At 39.1% G+C, this 3,667-nt stretch carries 4 protein-coding genes; 2 read left to right on the forward strand and 2 right to left on the reverse strand.

Going from position 1 to position 3,667, the window contains the following annotated elements; translation table 11 throughout:
* Positions 1 to 313 precede the first annotated feature (313 nt).
* Positions 314 to 547, forward strand: a complete 234-nt coding sequence (locus F6K15_RS37575) for a hypothetical protein (protein WP_293071152.1) — start codon at positions 314 to 316, stop codon at positions 545 to 547.
* Positions 548 to 844: 297 nt separating this feature from the next.
* Here F6K15_RS37575 and F6K15_RS37585 read toward each other — a convergent pair whose 3' ends face one another.
* A complete protein-coding gene (locus F6K15_RS37585) occupies positions 845 to 1,117 on the reverse strand; it encodes a hypothetical protein (RefSeq protein ID WP_293071154.1) in 273 nt (90 codons plus the stop codon).
* A 280-nt stretch (positions 1,118 to 1,397) separates the two neighbouring features.
* Between F6K15_RS37585 and F6K15_RS37590 the strand changes: the two genes are divergently transcribed.
* A complete protein-coding gene (locus F6K15_RS37590; RefSeq protein WP_293071156.1) occupies positions 1,398 to 3,071 on the forward strand; it encodes a DUF3352 domain-containing protein in 1,674 nt (557 codons plus the stop codon).
* A gap of 332 nt (positions 3,072 to 3,403) precedes the next feature.
* On the opposite strand, the gene F6K15_RS37595 is transcribed toward F6K15_RS37590, so the two are convergent.
* On the reverse strand, positions 3,404 to 3,667 hold a 264-nt coding region (locus tag F6K15_RS37595), incomplete at its 5' end, for a hypothetical protein (RefSeq protein ID WP_293071158.1).

The following is a 3,667-nucleotide window of genomic DNA, read 5'->3' on the forward strand; positions in this document are numbered from 1 at the left end:
TAAACTGAGTTAAAACTCCTTTCTAGCATGGGTTGGCGGAAAATTATGCCCTAGGGGCTTAGATAGTGTCGAACCCTTACACTGTAAAGCATTTATCCTCTTAATATTTACTTTATAAATCAGCTCTAAGCTATTGAAAAATGTTGCCAGAAAATCTGACAACATTTTAGCAGAAGAACGTGAAACTACTTACTAACATTGATTATACTGTTTTTGAGTGGGTTCTGCATGATCATAAATACTACTGGGCTGGAAGTAGCTAGTTTGCTTACCGGAAAAAGTGCGGGAGAATTAGTGAGTGGAGCGCTGAATTTTGCGGAAAAAATTTATAACTTTAACTTTAACCAAACAGACGAGGATATTAACAGAGATTGAGTCTACAATCAATGCTCTCTACGGACTCACCGGAGAATATATCGGGCAACAAGTGGCAGTAATTTTAGTGGGAGGATTATTTAACCCCCCGAAAGTGCAGATCAATGTCAGAGCGCTTAGTTTAGCTTGGGATATTACAGCACTTTTGAGGAAGCGTGAGGTACAGCTATAAGACTATTTATTCCTATATTCCCTGTTGCCTTCCGGAGCTGTTGCCTGTTGCCTAAAGCAATAAAACTTTGTAGCTCATCAACTAGAAAACTGCTGTAATCCTGATATCCGCGACGATTTACTCAACAATACTTCGAGTTTGGCTCATCTAGGAATGACAGCTTTTCGGACTATTGCTATTAAATAGGCATTTTATGAAAGGGAGGCAAGGAATTAAAATGCCACAACTAATAATGTTAGTGACGATCAAGTATTTGGTGACCTATTAGATGGAGTAGAAGGTCAAATTACCCAAATATCAGGTGATGGAGCATATGACAAGTGCAAGTGCTATTTTTTGCCGAGAAATAGCAACCATAATCTCAGTTTTCGACTCCCCATTTGTCATCACCCACGCCAACTCCTGCAATAACCTATCCCACCAACGTCGAGAACTTTCATCAACGGGAACATCTTGCTTGAGGCGACTACTATAAGTCTGAGTAAAACTCCGAAACACCAACCCCAGATGAGCAGGTATTACTTTATTATAGCCAAACACCGAACACAACATCAACAAAAACATCGTCAAAAGTCAAAAGTCAAAAGTCAAAAGTCAAAAGTCAAAAGTCAAAAGTCTTTTAAGGCAAAAGTTAGAAGTTAGAAGTTAGAAACTTTGACAATAGATATAGGGTTTGCTCAGTTACGCTACCGCTAACACACCCTACCAATAGCGTTCATGGGTAAGTCCTGATATAATTTTAAATTTATAGCAAATTATTTTTGTAAATATCTATAATACCATTTGAATAAATATTTTGTATTATTACCTCTTGGCAATTCCTATTCCTTACTTCCTATTTTAATTAAAAATGAAAAAACAAGATAAAACTTTACCCTTAACCCTACTAGGTGCAACCGTATTAATGATTATTGGTAGTGTCGCTGGCTACATTATAATAGCTTCCAAAGAAACAGCAGATAATTTGCCAGTAGGTGCTGAGGTTGTGCCTAAGGATGCAATGATGACTATTTCTGTTTCCAGTAACCCTGGTCAATGGGAAAAACTGCAACAGTTTGGCACTCCAGAATCTCAAACTGCTTTTAAAAATCTATTGGGGCAATTGCGCGATCGCTTCCTGACTACTTATGGTTATAACTATCAACGAGATATTCAACCTTGGGTAGGGGAGGAAATAATGATTGCTTTATTGCGCAAGCAAACTCTAGAAGCAGCTAACTCTACTACTCCCGACTCTCCTCCTCCACCTCCTGCTCAACAAGCAACTGTGGTAATATTACCCATCGCCAACCCAGTCAAGGCGAAACAAATTTTAGACCAACCACGTTCTCTAGAAAAAGGTCAATTAGTTAAACGTACTTATAGAGGTATTGAAATTACAGAAACGGAAGGAGTGCCTAACCAAGATATTTCTGCTGCAGCATTGGGGAATCAGTATTTAGTAATTACTGACTCCCAGACTTCAATAAATCAGGCGATCGATATTTATAAAGGAGACCAGTCTCTGGCAAAAGTTCCTGGTTATACAGAAGCGATCGATAAATTGGAAACCTCTTCACCCTTTGGTCTAGTATATGTGAATATTCCTGTTGCTGCTGCTTATAGTTCTAGTAAGTCTATTACTCCTGTTTCTGAGGAAAATCTCAAACAACTTGAGGATAACCAGGGAGTGGCAGCTAGCGTAAATTTAGTTCCTGAAGGTATAAATTTAAAGGCTATTTCTTGGCTAAAACCTAATAGTCAGAAAAAGTTTACCGTCGAAAACAGAGCTATGGAAATGTTAAATCGAATTCCAGGAAATGCTTTGATGATGGTATCTGGCAGTAATTTACAGAAAATGTGGTCTGATTATGTCAAAAATGCAGCAGCTAACCCAGTAGCTCCTATTAACCCAGATACATTGCGTAAAGCTGTGAAGAATACAACTAATATGAATTTAGATGAAGATTTTCTCAAATGGATGGCAGGAGAATATTCTTTGTCTTTGCTGCCTATCCCTAAAAGTAAGGATGAGTTAAACAAGTTTGCTGCGGGGTTTGTCTTTATGGTCAAAGCAAGCGATCGCCGTGCTGCGGAGGAGTCACTGAAAAAGTTAGATGAGGCCATGAAAAACCAAGAATTTGAGGTAGGTGAAGCTGTTGCCAGTGGAGAACCTGTTGTTAAGTGGACTTCGCCATTTGGTGGTTTTACCGTAATTCGTGGTTGGTTGAATGGAAATGTGGCATTTTTTACATTAGGAGGGTCTGTGGAGAATCAAATTTTGCCCGCCCCAACAACTTCTATGGTTGAAAGTGCTGTATTACAAAAAAGTTTACCACCAGAGTCAGAATCTTTTAACGGTAATTTTTTCCTTGATATTAGTGGCAGCTTTAATCCTCAAAATCTTTCTATTCCGCAACTACCTCCAAATCAAAAAGTTTGGATAGATGGTATGGAGTCTATTGGAGTGACATCTATTGTTAGTAGTAATCGTACCACCCAGTATGATGTATTTGTGAAATTGAAAAAGCAGGAGACAAAATAATTGAAGTAAGGAAGAAGGAAGAAGGAATAAGGGATAAAGTTTTATTATAACTAGACATAGGCGTGGTCATAAAAAATAAAATCAATTATCACACAGAAATTATCAATTCTTTCCCCTCCTGGGAGGGGGATGGGCAAGGGGTGGGTTCCCTACTGCCTACTCCCTATGCATGGAGGAGATGTTTACTGATTATCCGAACATGATATTACGCGTTTGCATTTAACTGCGTGATATGAAAAGCATTCTGGGCTGAAAGCGTTAACGTTTGCGGTAACATTCCGATAGGAAAATTGTGCACCAGCTAAACAAAAACTTTCTTCTCTTCTTCCTTCTTATATCATGTCCGGATAATAGCGTGATAGAACTCCGTTCCGCTTACGCGACCAAAAACTTTCTCCTTCAACTCCAGTTCTTCTTCTTCCTTCCCTCTTTCCTCCCAACCCACCCTTAACCCCTCCCCTCCTGGGAGGGGTTAGGGGTGGGTTGGGAGGGGGAGGGGCGTCTTTGTGATGAATTTCTGAAATCAACGTATATGCTGTCATAATTTCTTGAAAAATATTACCTATTGCCTGGTAACTTGTGGAAGCATAATTACT

Source organism: Okeania sp. SIO2B3 (assembly GCF_010672525.1).
GTDB lineage: Bacteria > Cyanobacteriota > Cyanobacteriia > Cyanobacteriales > Microcoleaceae > Okeania.